Source organism: Embleya scabrispora DSM 41855, from assembly GCF_000372745.1.
GTDB classification, from domain to species: Bacteria; Actinomycetota; Actinomycetes; order Streptomycetales; family Streptomycetaceae; genus Embleya; species Embleya scabrispora.
In genome coordinates this window covers 17,751-37,296 of record NZ_KB889720.1, presented here as the reverse complement: position 1 = coordinate 37,296, position 19,546 = coordinate 17,751, and the positions used below count along the sequence as shown (strand labels likewise).

Sequence of the window (19,546 nt, the reverse complement as noted above, 5' to 3'; positions counted from 1 at the left end):
GGGGTGCTTACGGGGTGGGTGTGGGTGTCGGTTGTTCAGGGCTGGGTGCGGCGTGGTACGCCCAGGGGGTTGGCGTTGCGTAGTTCCGGGGGCAGGAGTGCGTCGGGGCAGTCCTGGTAGGCGGTCGGCACCAACCAGCGCTCCAGGGCGGTGCCGCCGACGGAGGTGTGGCCCGGGGTGGTGGTGGCGGGCCAGGGGCCGCCGTGGTGCATCGCCCAGCAGACCGCGACGCCGGTGGGCCAGCCGTTGTGGATCAGCCGACCGACGCGCGGACGCAGGGCGGCGCCGACCCGGGCGGCGAGCGGGTGGTCGGCCTCGACCGCGTGCACCGAGCCGGTGAGGCTGCCCGGGAGTCGGTCGAGCGCGGCGAGCAGGGCGTCCTCGTCGGCGTAGGTGACCACCAGGCCGGCCGGGCCGAAGGTCTCCTCGGCCAGCTCGGCCGCGTGCGCGACGAATTCGGCGAGATCGACATGCCACACCACCGGCGCCACCGCCCAGGCACCCTCGGCGGCGGCGCCGCGGGCGAGTTCGCGTCCCGCGCGCGCCGACGTGCCGTCCTCGTACGCGTCGCGGATGCGTTCGGACAACATCGGGCCGCCGGTCGCGGTGCGCGCCTGTGTGGCGATGGCGTCCAGGAGCTTGGTGCCCTCGGGCACGAACAGCAGCCCCGGGTTGGTACAGAACTGGCCGGTGCCCAGGGTGAGCGAGCCGAGGTAGCCGGCGGCCAGTTCCTCGGCGCGTTCGGCCGCCGCGCCGGGCAACACCACGACCGGGTTGACGCTGCCCAGTTCGCCGAAGAACGGGATCGGGTCGGGGCGGCCGGCAGCCAGGTCGAACAGGGCTCGTCCGCCCGCGAGCGAGCCGGTGAAGCCGACGGCGGCGATGCCGGGGTGGGTGACCAGTGGGCCGCCCGCGGCGCGACCGGCGACCAGGCCGAGCAGGTCCTCGGGCGCGCCGGCGGCGGACAACGCGGCATGCACCACGCGGGCCACCGCGAGCGAGGTGGCCGGGTGCGCCTCGTGCGCCTTGACCACCACCGGACACCCGGCTGCCCACGCGGACGCGGTGTCGCCGCCGGCGACGGAGAACGCGAAGGGGAAGTTGCTCGCGGCGAACACCGCGACCACGCCGATCGGGTGCAACATCCGCCGTACGTCGGGCCGGCCGAGCGCCGGATCGGCCGGGCTGAGCACCGCGCCCACGTGCGCGCCGTCTCGGAGCAGGCCGGCGAACATCCGCAGTTGGCCGGACGTACGGCCGACCTCGCCGGCGAGCCGGGGCTCGCCCAGCGCGGTCTCCGCGTCCGCGACGGCGACCAACTCGGCCCGCGCGGCGTCGAGCGCGTCGGCGACGGCCTCCAGCACCTCGGCCCGCTCGGGACCGGAACGCGCGGCCCACGCCGGCGCGGCGGCTCGGGCGGCGGCGACGACACGGTCGAGATCGGCCTCGGTGCTGCCGGCCATGGGATCACCGACCGGCGCTCCGGTGCGGGGGCTGCGGCCCTGTACGGCGTCCGGCTGTGCGGCGTCCGGCTGTACGACGGCCGGCTGTGCGACGGTCGGCTTGGTGGCGGGAGTCGGGGTCGACTCGGTCACGGCGATTCCTCCGGGTCGGACGAACGAGGGCCTGGGGGTGGTCAGGCGTGGTGCGGGGGGGATGGTGCGGGGTTGGTGGTCCGGAAGCCATCGAACACGCTCCGTCAAGCGGTTCGACAGCCGTCCGTCACGTGCATCGCAGTACGGTGATGAAGAGGCCGAGGAGGTGAGGAAGCATGTCATCACTACCCGCTTGGATGTATCCGCCGAACGGCACGCACTGGACTGCCGACGACATGGACAGGTTGCCGCCGGAGGCGCCGCGTCATGTGGAACTCATCGATGACGCCCTGATCTTCAGGATGTCGCCGCAGCGGGTCTCTTCCATTCCCGGGTCAAGCGCAACCTGACGTGGGTATCGGCCGCGCAAGCGCCGGATGACACCGGTGTCGACGAGGAGATGACCGTTCGTCTCGACGACCTCACGCGACCCGAACCGGACATCGCTTATCTGAGCACGAGTGACTTCGGCCGGACCTGGTTCGACGCATCCGAGGTGCGCCTGGCCGTCGAGATCGTCTCGGTGGAGTCCGAGCGGCGCGATCGTAAGCTCAAGCCCGTTCGATACGCCGAGGCGGGGATTCCGCACTTCTGGCGGGTCGAAGAGGAGGACGGCTTCCGGTCGTCTACGTCTTCGAACTCGAACCGGCCACCGGTAGCCATGTCCCGACCGGGATCCACCGGACCCGGTTGAAGCTCGCCGTGCCCTTCCCGATCGAGATCGATCTCGCGGCTCTGCTCGGGTGAATCGGGTCGCCGCCGGGCGGTAGTGCTCGGCTCGGACCGGGCTTGAGTCCGGGCTCGGATCAGGGTCGGGTTCCGATCCGATCGCCCCGGGAGCGTTGGGTCAGCCGTCCCGGCGTGAGGTGCCTCGGATCTCCAGGTGGGTCGGGACGATGCGGCCGGTGGGGGTGGGGTCGCCGGACTCCAATGCCTTGAGCAGCAACTCGACTCCCACGGACGCGATTTCGGCAGGATTCAGGCTCAGCGTGGTGATCGGCGGGTCGGTCTGGGTGGCCGTGGGGTCGTCGCTGACGCACACGATCAGCAGGTCCTCCGGGACGTTCAGGCCGTGGGCGCGGACGGTTTCCAGGATCAGCGGCGGACTCGCCTCGGTGAGCACGAAGAGCGCGTCCGGGCGGTCGGGGCGCGCCAGCATGTGGTCGATCGCGGCGCGTGTGGTCTGGTTGCCGGGACGTGTGGTCGCCTCCACGAGGGGAGCGAACTCCCGTTCCAGACACCATGCGTGATACGTGGTCAGGGCTTCCTCGTAGAACAGCGAGCTGGAGTGCGCGGCCACCAGACCGATTCGCCGCGCGCCGCCCGCGGTCAGGTGATCGAGTACGCCGCGCACGGCGGCCACATGGTCGATGTCCACCCAGTGCGCGCCGGTCATGCCCTCGAGCCGCCGGTCGGAGACGACCGGGATGCGGGCCGCCAGGAAGTCCTCCACCAACGGGTCGTCCGCGAGCGGGTCGGCGACCACGGCCGCGTCCAGCGGCAGGTCCGCCCACTCGTCCCGGGCCGAGTGGGTGGGCAGCAGGACCAGCGCGTATCCGTGAGTGAGCGCGGCCTGCGCGGTGGCGCTGGTGAGTTGTGCGAAATAGGGCGATTCCATGTACGACCACGGTGTCTCCACGTACTCGCGCACCGCGTATCCGATCAGCCGGGCATGCCCCGCCCGCAGCAGTCGCGCGGTCGCGTTCGGCCGGTAGCCGAGGCGGCGCGCGGTCTCCTGCGCGTGCAGCCGGACCGCGTCGGACAGCCGGCCGGTGCCGTTCAGGGCGGCCGAGACGGTGGTCTTGGACAGCCCCGCCTCGCGGGCCACGTCGACGAGTCGGACCCGGGGCACGGGCGCGGGACGCTGGCCGCCGCCGCGGGGTGAGGTGGTCATGGCATCACATGCTGCCGGCTGTCGAGCCCCGAGTCACGCGCGTACCACGGTGCGATGACCTTCGGAAAACCGTTCCCGCAGGTGCTTGTGCGGGAACGTTCCCGCGTCAATACTCCACACAGCTTCGGCGGGCGGTGTGCTTGGGCCGGTGATTGCTTTCGTCTTCGAGTGGGCGGGGGTGGGCGGGGGTGGGCCGGCGCGTGCCTTCGTGCCGCGTGGGTTGGAGGGTCGGTGGCGCGTTGCTGTGGTGGCTTGGTGGCCGGGTGGCTCGTTGCCTGGGTCTCGCGCTGCGTGGGCGGTTTGGTGGCCCCTGCGGCCTCGGTGTTCGCGCTGCGTGGGCGTTTGGTCGTTGCCGCGGCGCCCGGGCTGCGTCGGCGTCCGGTGGGTCACCGCTTTGGTGGTTCGTTGCCCGGGTGTCGCGCCACCTCGGCGTCTTCGTGCCTCGGTGCCTCGGTGTCCCGATGGCTCGGTTGCCTCGGTGCCGTGCTGTGCGGGCGTCATTGGTGGGTCGCTGCCTTGGTGCCCGCGCTGCGTCGGGGTCCTGGTGGGTTACCGCCCTGGTGACTCGTTGCCTCGGTGTCGCGATGCCTCGGCGTCTCCGTACGTCGGGGGCCTGCTGTCTCGGTGCCCGCGTTGCGTGGGGGCCTTGGCGCTGCGGTGCCCGCGCCGCCTCGGTGCCGGGCCGCCGCGTCGCGTCTTCCGTGGCTCCGGGCCTTGCGGGCCTGCCGGCCTGCGTCGGCTTCCTTCGGGGTGCCCTCCCTCCGGTTGCCCGCTTCCCGACGCGTTCCTTTCCGCCGCCCCTGTCCGTTGCTTCCCTTCCCGTCGTCTGCGCAAGGAGTCTCATGTCCACCCCTGCCGATGTCGTCTTCCGAGGCGGGCCGGTCCATACGATCGACGCCGCTCGTCGCCGGGCCACGGCCGTGGCCGTGCGCGACGGACGAATCGTGGTCGTCGGGCACGACCCGGACGTACGCGACCTGATCGGCCCGCGTACCGACGTGATCGACCTGGCCGGACGGGCGTTGGTGCCCGGCTTCCAGGACTCGCATGTCCACCCCGCCCTCGCGGGGATGACGTTGATCCGCTGCGACCTCTCCGAAGCACGGGACGCCGAGGCGACGTTCGCGCTGATCCGCGCGTACGCGGCCGACCGGCCCGAGGAGGCGTGGATCAGCGGCGGCGGCTGGAGCATGGAGGCGTTCGCGGGCGGTACGCCGAGCCGGCACCAACTCGACGCGATCGTGCCGGACCGCCCGGCGTTCCTGATCAACGCGGACGGCCACGGCGCGTGGGTCAACACGCGTGCGCTCGAACTCGCCGGCGTCACCCGGGACACCCCCGACCCGGCCGACGGGCGGATCGAACGCGAGGCCGACGGCACCCCGCAGGGCACGCTGCACGAGGGCGCGACCGCCCTGGTCGGCGACCTCGTACCGGGCCTGGACGCGGCGGACGCCCTGCGTGCGCTGCTCGCCGGCCAGGCCCGCATGCACTCGGTCGGCGTGACGTCCTGGCAGGACGCGATGGTCGGCTCGGCCCACCCGGGCCTGGACCCGCTGGACTCCTACCTCGCGGCGGCCCGTTCGGGGCAACTGACCGCCCGGGTCGTGGGCGCGCTGTGGTGGGAACGCGACTGCGGCGCCGAGCAGTTGGAGCGACTGCTCGACCTGCGGGCGTCCTCGTCGGTCGGTCGCTTCGCGGCGACCAGCGTGAAGATCATGCAGGACGGCGTCGCGGAGAACTTCACCGCCGCCCTGAACGAGCCCTACTTCGACGGCTGCGGCTGCCACACCGGCAACAGCGGCCTGAGCTTCGTCGACCCGGTCGCGCTGCGCGAGCACGTCACGCTGCTGGACGCGCACGACTTCCAGGTACATGTACACGCGGTCGGCGACCGGGCGACCCGCGAGGCGCTGAACGGCTTCGCCCAGGCACTCGCGACCAATGGTCGCGGCGATCACCGGCACCACATCGCGCATCTCCAGGTGATCCACCCCGACGACATACCGCGCTTCGCCGCGCTGGGGGTGACCGCCAACCTGCAACCCCTGTGGGCCGCCCACGAGGCCCAGATGGACGAGCTCACCATCCCGTTCCTGGGCGACGAACGCGCCGCGTGGCAGTACCCGTTCGGCGATCTGCTCCGCTCCGGCGCCACGCTCGCGGCGGGCAGCGACTGGCCGGTCAGCGCACCGGATCCGATGTGGGGTATCCATACGGCGGTCAACCGCGTACTGCCGTCCTTCGCGGACCCGTCCGACACCGTCTTCCTCCCCGAGCAGCGCATCGACCTCACGGCGGCCCTGGCCGCCTACACGGTGGGCACGGCGTACGTGAACCACCGCGACCACGACACCGGCACGATCGAACCCGGCAAGCTCGCCGACGTCGTGGTGCTCGACCGCGACCCGTACGCGGGCCCGGCGACGGAGATCGGCGAGACGGGAGTGCTGGGGACGTACGTGGAGGGCGCGGCCGTATACGCGGCGCAGGGGCTGTAAGGCCCGCCGGGTAGACCCGGCCGGCTCCCGAATCGTGGGGTGGGCGCCCTCTGCTGAGGAGAGGACGTCCACCCCACACCCATGAGGGCATGATCCTTGTGGAGACAATCTGTGTACAGATAATCTACGCGGGGCGAGATTTGATCGGACCCCGTACGAAGCAAACCGTACTGAACCTAATGGAACCGGATCGGATCGAGCCGATCGGCACCGGATCGGTCCGGGCCGGATCGGATCGGCCGGATCGGATCGGCCGGATCGATCCGGAGCAGCCGACGAACGCGTCCCGCAGGTCGCAGGTCGCAGGCCGTCGGACGCGGATCATCCTGGACGGCGTCTACCTCGACCATCCCCTCTCGTCCCTCTGCTCCTTCCGATTCCTCTAGTCCCTACGCCCCGTCGTCCCTGCGCCCTCTCCATCTCCTACGCACGTCGAAGGCGGCGCCCGAAATGCCCCTGAGCCCTGAAGACAGCCCCGGCTTCCTGCTCTGGCACACCACCCTGCGCTGGCAACGTGCCATGGCCGCGACCCTGACCCCCCTCGACCTGACCCACCCTCAATTCGTACTTCTGGCGAGCCTGCACTGGCTCGACACCCAGGGCGCCCACCCCAACCAACTCGCCCTGGCCACCCACGCCGGCATGGATGTCAAAACCGTCAGCCAAGTCCTGCGCCGCCTCGAAGCCAAGGGCCACCTGACCCGGGAGACCGACCCGACCGACACCAGGGCCAAGCTCCTTCGCATCACCGAACCCGGCAGCACACTCGCGAAGCGAGCCATGCACGACGTCGAGGCGGCCGACGCAACCTTCTTCGCCGAGGTCCCCGAATACGCAAGCCTCCTGAGCTCCCTGCGCCACCTCTCCGGTACTCCCGACAAGTAGGAGAACAGCATTTCCGGCACCGGGACGTGCGGCCCGGGAACTTGCGGTTTGATGGAAGTCATGCCGGTACCACCACCGTTCACCGAACAGGACCTCCTCGACGCCGCCGGAGACAAGTCGTACGGCCGTGGAGAGGGTTACCTCGACGCAGTCGCGAACCTCACCGAGGAGGATCCGGGCTACGTCACGGCCGTCGTATACGGAAACGACACCTACGCGGTGGTCCTTGAATACGGAGCGGACGGCCTCACCGGCGACTGCGATTGCCCGTACGGCGAGCAGGGCTACTTCTGCAAGCACTGCGTTGCCGTCGGCCTCGTCTTCCTCCGCTCCGCCACGGCTCACCCGGTCGAGGCGGCGCAGGCCACCACGTTCGACCTCCGCGCCTACCTGGCCTCGCTCGATCCCCACGAACTCGTCGACCTCCTCGACGAGGCGGCCCGCAGCGACCCCGACCTGCGCCGGCGGCTCGCCCTGCGCGCGGCCCGCACCGACGGCGGCGCCGGCCCGGACATCACGTCGATCCGCGAGCACCTGGGCCGCGCGCTCCGCACCTACGGCTACCTGGACCGGCGCGGCGCCCACGCCTACGCCGAGGCGGTCGCCGACATCGCCGAGACGCTGCGGGAGTTGTACGAGGGCGGCCACCACGTCGCAGTCATCGACCTCTCCGCCCGCGCCCTGAGTCTGATCGGCAGGGCCCTCGACGGGATCGACGACTCCGACGGTGGCATCACCGAGGAGGGCGAAGCCCTGGCGGAACTGCACGCCGAAGCGTGCGCCGCCGCCTCGCCCGACCCGGCCGAACTCGCCGACTGGCTCCTCACCTTCCAACTCGCGAACCACAATTGGCCGGAATTGGCGATCCGGGACTACACCGAGCCACTCGGGGAAACCGGGATCACGCACTACGCCGCCCGACTGCGCGCCGTACAGGAAGACCGCGCTGGCAGCCACGACGAGCACAGGTGGTTGATCCAGCACCTCCGTGAGGACCTGGCCAAAATACGAAAAGACACGGACGCGCAGGTCGAGGCACTCGCCGACGACCTCACCCACGGCTACGCCTACCTCCGCATAGCCCAGGTCCTCACCGCCGCCGACCGCGACGCCGAGGCCCTCGACTGGGCCGAACGCGGCTTCACCGAACACCCGAACGAATCCAGACTCGCCGACTACCTGACGCAGCGATACGGCGCCACAGGCCGGGACGCGGACACCCTCAGGATCCGCTGGCAGCAATTCCGCAACCAGCCGAGCATCGCATTCCACACCCAAGTCCTGAAAGCCGCCCGGGCGATCGGCGAACACGACCACTACCACGCCGAGACCCTGCGACTACTGCGCGACGCAGCCGGCCAGAGGCCCACCGGCACTTGGGCGGCCCGAGTCCTGATCGACGTCCTGCTCGCCGAGGAGCACTTCGACCAGGCATGGGAGGCAGCCGAAACCTTCGGCGCCAACCGCGACCACTGGCTGCGCCTCGCCGATGCCTGCCAAACCACCCGCCCCGCCGAAGCACTGGCCATCTACCTACGAGAAGCCGCAGCCCTCATCGAGAAAACGGGCAACGACGCCTACACCCGCGCCGCCGACCTCCTCGCCCGCGCCCGCGACGTCTCCCGAGCCTCCAACCGCGAGCCCGAATGGCAGGAGCACTTCACCAACCTCCGCACCGAACACCACCGCAAACGAAACCTCACGGCCGAACTCACCCGGCGTGGCCTCATCTGAGAGTGACCGGATGGCGCTGGAGGGCGTTATGAGCGACCCTGAGTGCCATGCGGGCCCCTTGCAGCGGGTTGATCACCTTTGTACGCTCGGTAGCGACGAAAGCCTGATTGCCGGCGTGTGGAGGCAGACACATGGCTCGTGTGTGGGAGGCCGATCCGTCCGCGTCGTTCACGCGCCGGTTGGGGAAGTCGGCCGAGGAACTGGGCACCACCGAGGACAAGGATGGTTGCCCGGATATCTGGGAACTGGACAACGGCGATATCGCCGTGATTGGTCGAGACCTCACAGTGGAGTACGAGTCACGTCTCCCGGACGGTGCGTCGATTTCCCGGGGAGAACGACTGGTCGTCATTCCCGGAAGCACGCTCCGCGCGGCCAAGCAGGACATCTCCGATGCTTGATCTCGATGCACTCGTTCTCGAACCCGCCTGCGGCGAACGACTTGCCTTGACCGACTACCGGCGCGACTTCCGGCGGCACGATGACGAGATCATCGGCCGACCGGGGTGGAAGTTCGAGCGACGGCAGTGCTTCGAGGAGCAGAACTCGCCCAGCTGGGAAGCATTTCGTCGAGGCGACCGGCGCGAGTCGCTGAGCCTGCTCGGTACTAGGCACGGCCACTGGACGAAGATTGCCCGCGAGGACAAGGAACGGGGCAGCGTCTTCCATCGAGTGCGTGTCGTCGAGGAGCCGCTGACGCCGTACGTACGGTGGGAGTTGCACGCCCTTCGGGTGCAGAGCGAGTGCGGAATGCCGATCCGGGTCATCGGTGCCGACCGGGTGAGACCTTTGGAGAGGTCCGGCCCGCTGCCGGAGATCGTCTCCCTGGGAGGCCGAGTTCTCTATGAGGTGCTCTACACCGACGAGGGGCTGCTGGACGGGGCGGTTCGCTTTGTCGATCCCGCTCTCGTCCAGGCATGGGAGTCGTTCATCGCCGGGCTCTACGAAATCGGCGAGGACGCCGTCGCCTACTTCGATCGGTACGTGGCGAACCTGACCGATCCCCAACAGCAGAGAGGTTAGGCGATCAACCCCGGCGACAACGTCGACAACCCCGGCGGGACGCACTCCGACCTGTCGGGGTCGTCGCGTGATGTGGTGCAGGCCGGTCACGTCAGCGGCGGTGTCCACTTCCACGGCCACAGTGCTCAGGTATCGAGTGAACGGTCACCGATACCGCGTCAACTGCCCGGAGACGGCCGGGGTTTCATCAACCGGGTGGAAGACCTACGGCGTCTCGACGCGATCTTGTCCGGTGACGACGATTCCGCTCCGGCCTCCTTGTGTGTGATCGCCGGGACCGCCGGGGTGGGCAAGACCTCGCTGGCCCTGCGCTGGGCTCATCAGGCAAAGCGGCACTTTCCCGACGGGCAGCTGTACGTCAACCTCCGTGGCTACGATTCGGGGGAACCGGTCAGCGCGGCGGACCTTTTGCCCCGTTTCCTGGCCTCTCTCGGGTTACCCGCCGCTGCTGTGCCCACCGAGGTGGAAGCCGCCGCCGCGCTGTACCGGTCCCTGTTGGCCCAGCGCAGGATGCTCATCGTCTTGGACAACGCCGCCACCATTGCCCAGGTGCGGCCGTTGTTGCCGGGTACCGCCCACTGTTTGACCCTGGTCACCACTCGCGGGCGGCTGTCCGGACTCGCCATTCGTGACGGCGCGTACCGCCTGACCCTCGACACTCTGGCCGAGCCGGAAGCCGTCGCCCTGCTCCGCGGCGTGACTGCCGGCCGCCGGACCGACGACGCAGTCGAACTCGCCGAGTTGGCCCGACTATGCGCGCACTTGCCGCTCGCGCTGCGGATCGCCGCGGAACGCGCCGCCGACCGTCCGCACATGCGGTTGGACGAATTGATCGCCGATCTGCGTGACGAATCGGTGCTGTGGGACGCTCTGAGCACGGGGGACGAGGAGGAAGCGGAGGCTGTGCGTGCGGTATTCACTTGGTCCTACCAAGCGCTTTCTCCTGATGCCGCGCGTATGTTTCGGTTGTTGGGACTGCACCCGGGGTGCGACTTCGGTATCGGCGTGGTCGCCGCCCTCTCGGGAGCTAGTGTTCGACGGTCACGCCAATTGCTCGATGCGCTGGTCGGTGCGCATCTGTTGGAGCAAACGGCGCCGGACCGATTCGAGTTTCACGATCTTTTGCGTGCCTACGCCCACGACCAGGCGCAGCGGGAAGAGACCCCCGAGGCTTGCTCGGCGGTGCTTCGGCGCATGCTCGACTGGTACCTGCACACCGCCGATGCCGCACAGAGTTGGCTCAGGCCTGCCGAGGACCACATCCCGATGGACCCGCTGGACGGAGACGTCGAGCCGTTATCCTTCTTGGACTACGACCAGGCCGTGGACTGGGCCGAGCGCGAGCAGGCCAACTTCGTCCCGGTGGTTCGGGCCGCCGAGAAGGCCGGACTCGATCGGTACGCGTGGCAGTTGCCCGCCGTTCTGTGGTACGCCAAGGCGCCATCGTCGCTCACTGCGGACTGGCTGACAGCGGGACGGATCGGGTTGGAGGCCGCCCGTCGGCTCGGTGATCGCCGCGCGGAGGCGAGCCTCCTGGAGAACCTCGGGTTCGGCTGCACCAAGATCAATCGATTGGCCGAGGGCCTGGACCGCCACCGGGACGCGCTGGCGATCCGACGAGAACTGCGTGACCGGGAGGGCGAGGCCACGTCGCTCAACGCGCTTGGCCTGGTGCATCTGCGGAACAGGGACTTCGATCTCGCCGAGGCGCGGCTGGAGCGGGCAGCGGAAGTCTTCGCGGAGTTGGGCGAGGACCATTGGCAGAACGTTGCCATCACCAATCGCGCCTTGGTGCGCTACCAGGCCGGTCGACTGACGGAAGCCGCAGCCGACCTCGACCGGGTCCTACCGGCGCACCGGCGACGAGGAGACCAGCGCAGCATCGGCAACGCGCTCTGGCTGCTCAGCGCGGTTCGGCTCGATCGTGGAGAGCCGGATGGCGCGCTGTGTGCCGCCCAGGAGGCGGTGAAGCTGGCCCTGGACCTTCGGAGCCACGTTCTGGAGGGCTGCTGGCTCCTTGCCCTGGGCAACGCGCAACTCGCTCTCGGTCGGTTCGGTGACGCGCTCGTCTCGTATCATCGATCTGCGAATCTGCACCGTCGATTGGGTGATCACAGCCGTGAGGCACTCGGCTGGCAGGGTGCGGGAGACACCTATCGGCGACTCGATCGTGCCGCGGAGGCAGCCGACTTCCATCGTCGAGCCGCAGCGGCTCATCGGGCACTCGCAGACGCATGGAACGAGGCTTTGGCTCTCGATGGTCTCGGCGTCGCCCTGCGTGAGGAAGACCCTGACCAGTCGCTTCGATACTGGGCCGAGTCTGTGCGCCTTCTTGCCCCCTATGACGATCTCCGCGCCCGCGAGAAGTGCCGGGACATCGAGAGACGGCTTGCGAATCCGGCACACGACGACTGATGCGAGGTCGGGTTGGGTTGTGCGGACAGATCGAGTTCTGCCCAGACCGTCTTGCCTGTGGGATGCCGGCGTTCGATGCCTCGGTTGGTTGCCAGTGCGTCGATGAGGGACATGCCTTGCTCCGACTCGGCAGTGGCGGGGGGAAGGGTTGGGTGGGTGATCGGCATCCCGTGCTGCCGGTCCAAGACCTCGATGCCCGGGTGACCGGCGTCGCCCGAGACGGCTTGATCGTCAGGCGGAGTTCGAATTCGTGATCAGGTCGCCGTCCGTGGGTGACGGCGTTCGCGGCCAGTTCGGCCACGAGCAAAGCCGCGGTTCGGGATGGTTCGGTGTCCTGGGACCAGCCCCACTCGGCGAGTTTGTTCCATCGCGACCAGTCGGGCGACGCGGGCACCGAATGGGGTCGAGGCGAATCGACGAACGAACTCCTCGGTGGGTGGGGCAAATCGAGTGGGGGAGATTTCGGGTTTTCATGTCGTAGAGCGTTCCTTCACGGACGTACGGTGACCAGGGGCACAGTCGGTACGAGGCGTATGCGTACGGGCAGGCACGGTCGGCCGTAACCGCCCGCGTACACGCGTAGGTGAGGCGGTGAACGCTGTGGTCGGTGTCGGCGCGAAAGGCGAGGACGGGTGAGCCGGGAGCGAAGGCCCAAGCCACCGGAGGAGAGGGACGGCACGGCGGATTTCTTCCGGGCCATCGGCAGACAGATGAAGCTTCTGCGCGAGTGGGGGGCTGACCCAGAAGGAGCTGGGGGATCGGCTCGGGTACAGCGAGGAGCAGATCTCCTCGGTGGAGTGCGGACGGTGCACACCCCAGCCGGCGTTCGGCGGACCGGTGCCGGAACAGGATCGCCAGCCCGCCCTGGTGCTCACGGAAGTCCACGGCCTGTGCGATCCCGCGGTGACTGATGCCCTGCAACACCTGGTACTCACGCGGCGCCGCCCGATCAGTGCACTGCCGACCGCCACACCTTCCACTGCGGATCCCACACGCCGCACGTCCTGTCGACCACTCCGAGAAAGTCCTTGACGTGGAGCGGGGGTCCGACAGAACGGTTTGACCACCAAGAACTCAAAAGGCCGCTCAACGCAGTGCGTCGAACGGCTTCGAGTCTCTATGTGCCCCTGGCAGGATTCGAACCTGTGCACACGGCTCCGGAGCGGGTGTAAGCGCATTCCCGAAACCGGCCTCTGACCAGCACATGAACCGCGCCGGGGCCCACCCAATTCCAAGATCATTACACGCATGCTGCACAACCAGCCGGCTGCCCCCAAAACCCAACCCACGCACCCGGTCCACGGCATGCCGGGGACCGGGTGGCATGCCGTGGTTTATGCGCGCGGGTCACGCAACCCGACCAACAACCCAGCCGCTCGGCAACCGCGGCCCGACCCCTAAAGCCCAGCACCAACGGGTGTCCTACGCAACGAGCGCGCCCCGGTCGCGGCCAAAGGTCGCGTCGCCGGCCCCAGCCGGCTCGCAGCGCGGCTGTGAACGCATTGGGATTTATTCAGTGGAAATCTGCCATAGACGTAGCTTGGAAGGCAAGCCAGCAGTCCTAATCGCGGTCACGACTGCATTAGATTGTCAATTGCAAGCTGCTGGCATAGCGCAGACAGAGGCTCAGTTCTCAGTGGTACCAGCGCTGGTATCTGTTGCTCGGCTCGTACGGATGGTCAGCCTTCTCGGCGTTGCATGATTCGCAGAGCAGTTGAAGGTTGGTGACATCATTGAGACCACCACGGGCGAGTGGAACCACATGGTCGTAGTTGGAGTTAGGAAACGTCCCCAAGAGTCCGGAAAGATCCCTGGCGCAGTACACGCATTTTCCGCGATCTCGAAAGAAAACAGCGTTCTTGGCCCATTTTGGAGGGGCTTTGCGTTTCAATTGCCCAAAGGATTCAAACAGGCTTTCGTCATCTTCGCCATCATGGGCATCCCAGTCGAAATCCATGTCGCCGACGTAGGTGGCAGCGAATCTATTCAAGGCTGCGAGCGCAGATCGATTCATGAAGACGATGAAGAATACTTCATCCGCAATGGTATTAAGTAAATTGTCATAGATTGCAGAGGGAAGGAGATTCTGCACGAAGTAATCATAGTACGCATCGGCTTCGTAGTGTTCGGCGGCATCGGCGGGATAGGGCTTACTGGGCCCCATGAATACTTTATCGGAGATCCCGTAGGAAATCAGTGCCAAGTCGACAGGGAGGATCCATTCTGGCGGGTATTTGCGCGGATCTTTCACTGTGAGCGTCGGGCCATTAAGATCATTGTAGAATGTCATGTCGGCGATGAATCGAGCAAATTTATGTAAGATGCTTTCTTTCTGCCAGGGTAGAATCCAATCGACGGGAAGCCCTTCTGGAACTAGATTCTGGAGAAAGTCAGAAATGTAGCTCATCGGATTCTTGGCCACATCTTCAACGTGGTTCGAGATCCGATAGGTGCGAAAGTAATTGTGGCGGAACCACTCTGAAGCCTTCGTCATTTTAGGGTCTCACCTCGTGATCGTTCCCCGCTGACGGCCTGTGTGAGGTTGTGATCAGGCGGCGTCCTTGGAGGGTATTGCATGCGCATGCGAAGTCTGTCTGGTTGTGCAAGACCAGCTTCCTCATTATCTCGTCGCCGCTCCGGCGCGGGCTGCGGTGGGACCGGCGTCCGCGCCGCACGCCTGCCGCAGCCCGCGCCGGAGCGGCGGCTAGGGCGCGCTCTTGATCTAGTAGGGCTAAATTCGGCAACCTGCGCGTTGAAGGATTATTGTGCGTTGGAGCCTATGAATAATTTTCTTGTGGACCAATATATTTCGCTTCGAGGCCGGTCATATGACCGTTGCTAACAAATACTGACTGAGTGCATACGACGATTGTGCCACGTACAGTCAATGAAAGTTGATCCGGCTTTTCGATTAATGTCCAACTTTCATCAATTTCCATGGGAATGGCACTATCAGGTAGATGTGAAACTGTGAAGGATTTCCCATTCAAGTAGTCGACTAAACCGCGACATTCATCCGGCTGAAATTTACCAATCCAAACTTCCTGTTCAACCATATAGACCAGCTCATAGAGATGGACAGGCCGCAGAGCCTTTTTCTCTTGATTATCTAGGACAATTGCCTTAAGTGGCTCATTTCCCCGTATGTGATGAAGGACACCTACTGTCCGATTGGCATCTGGGTCTTTCCAGAAGCGTTCGAAAGTTGCAGATGGGTCGATTCTGGTTCTGCCTTCATCGGCGGTTACCGGAATGCCATAAGGGTCCTGCGACGGAATAGAGTCGCCGGCTTCAAAATGACAATGGGCGATAGCTTGTACGACGGGTGTCAGACGCATCCACATGATTGGAATTTTTAACTCAAGAGACCAATTCACTGACTTGGCATCGTGTACGTTGAACAAAGAAATTCCGCAACTTTTTGCATATGCGTGAATGGACTTGGCAAATCCGCCGCTGCACGCCAGTGCGCCATAATTGGCCTGAACGTCCAACATGACACCAGTCAGCGCGTCAATCCTCTCGATTGTCGCTGGCCTTTTGTAATCTTTCGCGTCAACGATGCCCAAAAATTCTGGGTTCGCGCGTCGAATAGATACGTCAATTTGACGCTTGAGCCCGGATCGCTTCCCTATGATGTGATCGTCCCAGGTGACCGTGGCGGTGGGCTCCAATTCGGCAATGATTCGAGCGACGAGCTGCTCAAATTCTACCGACTTTTTCATCCGTACCTTCTCCAACGTAGATTATTAATTACCAGCTCATTTCCCGGCATGATATTTTCGTGACCCTCTGCTATTTTAGGAGATTGGATCTTCTCCTGTGACCACGCCAGGCGTTGTAAGGTAATCCAAATGTTGCGTCTTGGGCTCTTTGGTGATTATTCTTTCATTGGGCCCGACGGTGTCAATGCTGTTGCCGGATCGACGATGTCACGGAATGTCCTTATCTGATCCCAGGGCGGTTAGTAATGAGGCGATGGCGTGAGAGTTTGTTCATCTGCTCGTTATTTCAGTTGAATCGAAAGACGTCCGTGCTTTGTCCGAGTGCAGCACCATGCGGCTGCTGCACTCGGACAGAGCAGGACCTTATTTCGCAAGTTAGCAGCCCGCTCACTCATCTGTGGACCGGTACCGTCAGTGCGTGGCTACTGACGATGACGCTTCCTCGGCCTGGGTCGTTCATGGCGAACGGATCATCTATGACAGCGAGTGGATGCGCGTCTCCCTGACGGACGTCGAATTGCCTGATGGGGAGCGGTTCGAGCATCACGTGGTCAAGCTGCATGCTGCGGCGATGACGGTGCTGGTCGACGATCGGGATCGGGTGCTGTTGATGTGGCGGCATCGGTTCGTGTCGGACCGGTGGGGGTGGGAGATCCCGGGCGGGCTCGTGGATCCGGGGGAGGACCCGGAGGAGACGGCGCTTCGGGAACTGTTGGAGGAGACGGGCTACCGGCCGGCGACGTTCCGGCATGTGGCGCGGTTTCAGCCCATGGTCGGGATGGTCGACTCATGGCATGACGTGTTCGTGGGGGAGGGAGCCATCCAGGTTGCGGAGCCGACCGAGACGAGCGAGATGGCGCGTATGGAGTGGGTGCCGCTTGCGGATGTTCCGGACCTGATCGCCAAGGGGTTGATCTGGAGTTCGGGGGGTCTGGTCGGGCTCTTGCATGTCCTGGCGTCTCGCGGCGGCGGCGTCCGACTGTAGGGATCGATAGGTCCGGGTCTTGGGGATGGTTCGGAGGACGGCGCGGGCTTACGTCCTCGTGTGCCAGATGAGTGGCGTGTCCGAGTCAGGGGTGGTCGCGATCAAAGCGGCTCGGAAGGCCGGCAACTCGGGCTGGGGGATTTCCAGGGCTTCGGCTAGGCGGCGGAACGTGACGTAATCACTGCCGCGGTTGGCTGCTTCTGTGAGGAACGCTTCCAGGCGGGCCGAGCGGTCATCCTTGCTGCCGTCCGTCGGCGGCCTGGTGCTGAGCCAGGTTGCCTTGTTGCGTTCGTGGTCGAGTTCGCTGAAGCCGCAGACGTTGCGGGTGATTTGCTCGGCTTGGTCCAGGGACGTGGTGGCGATGAGGCGCCGGGCCAGGAGGTTGATGGCCAACGCGTCGTCCAGGTCGAGGCGGTGGACGCCGGCGCTGGCTTCGGTGAGCACGACCGGTAGGCCGGCGTCGCGGATCTCGCAGACTCCTCGGGTGCCGCGGGCGGCTGCTGACAACAGGGCTGTGGCTTCCGAGGGGTGCCAGGTGAAGACCGGGAGGAAGGCGGTCGTCTGGTCGCGGGTCAGGGTGAAGGCCGGATCGCCGAGTCGGGACAGGACTTCGGCTTCGGGGAGTTCGCCGTCCAGGCCGGGGCCGGCGACTGTGACGACCGTGGGTACGTGGGCGTTCGCGCATGCGGCCAAGGTGAGGGCGTCCGCCAACGGGCTACGTAGGCCGGGCTCGTTGCCCTGGGCGATGACGTCGCCTCCGACGTCGATGATCTCGATGCTGTCCGCGCCGGTGTGGGTGATGGCCGCAGTGATCTGCTCGGTCAAGCCGTCGGCACCCTGGTACGGGTCCAAGAGCGCGATCGCGGGCCTGATTTCACCCGAAAGCCGGGGCAGGGTCGACGAGCCGGCCGGGTCGACGAGAGCCGACGTCGGGCGGATCGCGAGGACGCCGGGGGCCAACGTCTCCAGGCCGGCGAAGTCGGCCGCGCTGCGCGGTCCTGGGCGTGGGTCGATGAGGAGCCGATCCCACGAGTACGTGAGGATCAGGGCTTCTTGGTCGGTGCCGTGTTCGGCTGCGTGGATCATGGCGGCGGCTACGGCGTCGCCACCTCCTCCAGCAGCCACTAAGAGCCGCGTCACATGGTCACCCTATGCGGGTGGCAACAGGCCCAGCCCTATAGTGGCCAGTGGTCATAGCCACTTTAGGAGGAGCAGTGCCCGAGATCGAGGAGAGCTTGCCGAAGTACCTTCAGATCGCCAACTTCCTGCGGGATCAGANCCTGCGCGGTGACCTTCGCCCCGGCGATGAGGTGTCTTCCGAGCGGGCCTTGGTGACGCAATGGGGCGTCTCTCGGCCGACCGCGGCCCGAGCACTCGACGCGCTTCGGCAACAGGGCCTGGTCGAGAAGCGGCAGGGCTCCGGTACATATGTTCAGGAAGTGCAGATCCACCGACGGGCCCGCGAACGGTACGGGCGTGCTCGTCAGTTGGGCAAGATCTATGCGCCCGGCGAGTACGCGGTGATCAAGTCGACGGGCTTGGTCGATGCCCCGGACTACGTCGTGCGGGGCCTCGGGCTCCCGGCCGGAACGACGCAAGCGATCCACCGCCGGCGGGTGACGAACAACGAGGGTGGGCCGGTCGAAGTCTCGACGTCGTGGTTCGCTCCGATGCTTGCCGAGGTCGCGCCGCTGTTGCTGATCCCGGAGCGCATCCGACAAGGCACTCTCGCCTATGTCGAGGACGTGACCGGACGGCACGGCCGTTACGGCGAAGACAGGGTCTGCGCACGACTCGCGGAAGGCGACGAGGCTGCTGAGCTGGGGATGAGCGAACCCGCGGCGGTCATGGTCGTTCGGCACACGGTGTACGACGATGGCGATCGTCCGTTGGAGTTCGCGGAGGCGGTCTACCCGCAGGGTCGATGGGCCTTCGAACGCGAGTACCCGCTGGGCTGATACCACACCGGAAGACGATCTGTGCAGAACCGCTTGCGCTCCGAAGTGGCCAATGCCACCATCCAGTAAGTGGCTAAGGCCACTTGGAGAAAGGGGGCGGCGGGATGGGCTCGTCAGGGAAGCCGGGGGACTCGCCGTCTCGGAGGTGCCCGCGCTGCCGCGGTCGCGGCTGGAAGCACGTGGGTGGTCGGGCGAGCGCGGCGCTGAGCGTCTCGAACGACCGAAAGAGGGTCACTCAGAAGCGGCGCTGCCTCGACTGCGACGGCAGCGGTAAGGAGCGCAAGTGACGATGTCCATCCCCAGCAGTCCCATCGCACCAAGCCCCACGGCTCGACTCGTGGGCGGCCTTGTGCTTCGTCCCGTACCGGAAGCGGTCGGCGCCGGACGAGCCGAACTGTCGGTGCTGCTGGCCACACTCCACCCCGAATTCGACTCCGCTGACTGCGTGTTGATGCTCTCGGAGCTGGTCACCAACGCGGTCGAGCACGTCAAGATCGCGCGTGAGTGGTTCATCAACGTGCTGTGTTGGCTGGACGGGGACGTCCTGCGGATCGAAGTTCACGACCCCGGTCACGGGATTCCTTCCTTGCGTGATCCCGGACCGGAAGACTGCGACGGGCGAGGGCTCTACCTCGTCGGCGCGTTCTCCGAGGACTGCGGAAGTGAACGCGGACCGGACGGTGGGACCGTCGCGTGGTTCGCAGTTCGCTTGCCCTGACCAACTACTTTCGCCGGTGATGTGTGGCCTGCTTGAACGACTGAGCTGCATGGATGAGCTTGAAAGTGGCTACATCTACTGCGAATGTAGACGGGTCAACCGTTTGACAGGTC

14 protein-coding genes and 1 pseudogene are annotated in these 19,546 nt (G+C 66.3%); 10 read left to right on the top strand and 5 right to left on the bottom strand.

The window, feature by feature from the left end:
• Nucleotides 1-35: 35 nt before the first annotated feature.
• Nucleotides 36-1,595 carry an aldehyde dehydrogenase (NADP(+)) gene (locus A3IC_RS0145590; protein ID WP_020556743.1) on the bottom strand — a complete coding sequence of 520 codons (1,560 nt, stop codon included), beginning with the start codon at nucleotides 1,593-1,595 and terminating at the stop codon, nucleotides 36-38.
• A gap of 176 nt (nucleotides 1,596-1,771) precedes the next feature.
• Here A3IC_RS0145590 and A3IC_RS60375 point away from each other — a divergent pair.
• A pseudogene (locus A3IC_RS60375) lies at nucleotides 1,772-2,342 on the top strand (Uma2 family endonuclease).
• A 100-nt stretch (nucleotides 2,343-2,442) separates the two neighbouring features.
• Here the strand turns inward: A3IC_RS60375 and A3IC_RS0145580 are convergent.
• Nucleotides 2,443-3,489, bottom strand: coding sequence for a LacI family DNA-binding transcriptional regulator (locus tag A3IC_RS0145580; protein ID WP_020556742.1), 1,047 nt, complete (start codon nucleotides 3,487-3,489; stop codon nucleotides 2,443-2,445).
• A gap of 842 nt (nucleotides 3,490-4,331) precedes the next feature.
• Here A3IC_RS0145580 and A3IC_RS0145575 point away from each other — a divergent pair.
• From A3IC_RS0145575 to A3IC_RS0145545, 6 genes are all read left to right on the top strand, one after another.
• Nucleotides 4,332-5,990, top strand: a complete 1,659-nt coding sequence (locus A3IC_RS0145575) for an amidohydrolase (protein ID WP_026219491.1) — start codon at nucleotides 4,332-4,334, stop codon at nucleotides 5,988-5,990.
• A 450-nt stretch (nucleotides 5,991-6,440) separates the two neighbouring features.
• The gene (locus tag A3IC_RS0145565) at nucleotides 6,441-6,875 is read left to right on the top strand and encodes a MarR family winged helix-turn-helix transcriptional regulator (protein WP_020556739.1); all 435 of its coding nucleotides are present in this window, start codon (nucleotides 6,441-6,443) and stop codon (nucleotides 6,873-6,875) included.
• A 60-nt stretch (nucleotides 6,876-6,935) separates the two neighbouring features.
• Nucleotides 6,936-8,609: an SWIM zinc finger family protein gene (locus A3IC_RS0145560; protein WP_040878453.1), complete on the top strand. Its 1,674-nt coding sequence runs from the start codon at nucleotides 6,936-6,938 to the stop codon at nucleotides 8,607-8,609.
• A 131-nt stretch (nucleotides 8,610-8,740) separates the two neighbouring features.
• Nucleotides 8,741-9,010 (top strand): hypothetical protein, encoded by a 270-nt coding sequence (locus A3IC_RS0145555; protein WP_020556737.1) that lies wholly within the window; start codon nucleotides 8,741-8,743, stop codon nucleotides 9,008-9,010.
• Nucleotides 9,003-9,632 carry a DUF6879 family protein gene (locus A3IC_RS0145550; protein WP_026219489.1) on the top strand — a complete coding sequence of 210 codons (630 nt, stop codon included), beginning with the start codon at nucleotides 9,003-9,005 and terminating at the stop codon, nucleotides 9,630-9,632. The genes A3IC_RS0145555 and A3IC_RS0145550 overlap by 8 nt, the downstream gene beginning before the upstream one ends.
• A 195-nt stretch (nucleotides 9,633-9,827) precedes the next feature.
• Nucleotides 9,828-12,047, top strand: a complete 2,220-nt coding sequence (locus tag A3IC_RS0145545; protein ID WP_245599836.1) for an ATP-binding protein — start codon at nucleotides 9,828-9,830, stop codon at nucleotides 12,045-12,047.
• Between the two features lie 1,633 nt (nucleotides 12,048-13,680).
• Here the strand turns inward: A3IC_RS0145545 and A3IC_RS66240 are convergent.
• Together A3IC_RS66240 and A3IC_RS66235 are read right to left on the bottom strand one after the other, a co-directional pair.
• On the bottom strand, nucleotides 13,681-14,541 hold the full coding sequence (locus A3IC_RS66240) for an HNH endonuclease (RefSeq protein WP_079027111.1): 861 nt from the start codon (nucleotides 14,539-14,541) through the stop codon (nucleotides 13,681-13,683).
• A gap of 283 nt (nucleotides 14,542-14,824) precedes the next feature.
• Nucleotides 14,825-15,772 carry a restriction endonuclease gene (locus A3IC_RS66235; RefSeq protein WP_079027110.1) on the bottom strand — a complete coding sequence of 316 codons (948 nt, stop codon included), beginning with the start codon at nucleotides 15,770-15,772 and terminating at the stop codon, nucleotides 14,825-14,827.
• Between the two features lie 418 nt (nucleotides 15,773-16,190).
• Here A3IC_RS66235 and A3IC_RS0145535 point away from each other — a divergent pair, with 418 nt between their 5' ends.
• Nucleotides 16,191-16,757, top strand: coding sequence for an NUDIX hydrolase (locus A3IC_RS0145535; RefSeq protein WP_026219488.1), 567 nt, complete (start codon nucleotides 16,191-16,193; stop codon nucleotides 16,755-16,757).
• Between the two features lie 48 nt (nucleotides 16,758-16,805).
• Here the strand turns inward: A3IC_RS0145535 and A3IC_RS0145530 are convergent, their stop codons facing one another.
• Nucleotides 16,806-17,882 (bottom strand): DUF1152 domain-containing protein, encoded by a 1,077-nt coding sequence (locus A3IC_RS0145530; protein ID WP_281174588.1) that lies wholly within the window; start codon nucleotides 17,880-17,882, stop codon nucleotides 16,806-16,808.
• Between the two features lie 89 nt (nucleotides 17,883-17,971).
• On the opposite strand from A3IC_RS0145530, the gene A3IC_RS0145525 reads away from it, so the two are divergent.
• The gene (locus A3IC_RS0145525) at nucleotides 17,972-18,715 is read left to right on the top strand and encodes a GntR family transcriptional regulator (RefSeq protein ID WP_020556732.1); all 744 of its coding nucleotides are present in this window, start codon (nucleotides 17,972-17,974) and stop codon (nucleotides 18,713-18,715) included.
• Nucleotides 18,716-19,004: 289 nt separating this feature from the next.
• The gene (locus A3IC_RS60360; RefSeq protein WP_079027109.1) at nucleotides 19,005-19,433 is read left to right on the top strand and encodes an ATP-binding protein; all 429 of its coding nucleotides are present in this window, start codon (nucleotides 19,005-19,007) and stop codon (nucleotides 19,431-19,433) included.
• Nucleotides 19,434-19,546: the final 113 nt, after the last annotated feature.